At 58.8% G+C, this 250-nt stretch carries 1 protein-coding gene; it reads right to left on the bottom strand.

Annotation, left to right across the window (positions count from 1 at the left end; genetic code table 11):
* Positions 1 to 250, bottom strand: a 250-nt coding sequence (locus tag SB756_RS33280; protein WP_410913660.1) for a DNA translocase FtsK 4TM domain-containing protein, incomplete at both ends; no start/stop codon positions are given.

Below are 250 nucleotides of genomic sequence, written 5' to 3'. Positions count from 1 at the left end.
AGGGTTCATCGTGACGTGAGCGGTTGCTGGCAAACGTCAGTACGCCCATGACTACGCCACCAATTCTTTCTGCAATGGTGAGCCATGACCAGCCAGTGTAAAGGGTAATGCCCGCCGCCCAGACGCAGAGCAGCATCAGCGTGCCGCCAGCCGGACTGAACCAGGGTGCAATAGCATTACTGACCAGGCTGCCGATCACGCCGCCCGAGGCAAAGTACCAGATATCATCGGCATTCAGCGCCGCCATACC

Source organism: Pseudomonas sp. SIMBA_068 (assembly GCF_046534705.1).
GTDB lineage: Bacteria > Pseudomonadota > Gammaproteobacteria > Pseudomonadales > Pseudomonadaceae > Aquipseudomonas > Aquipseudomonas putida.
This window is presented reverse-complemented; position numbering and strand designations above follow the sequence as displayed.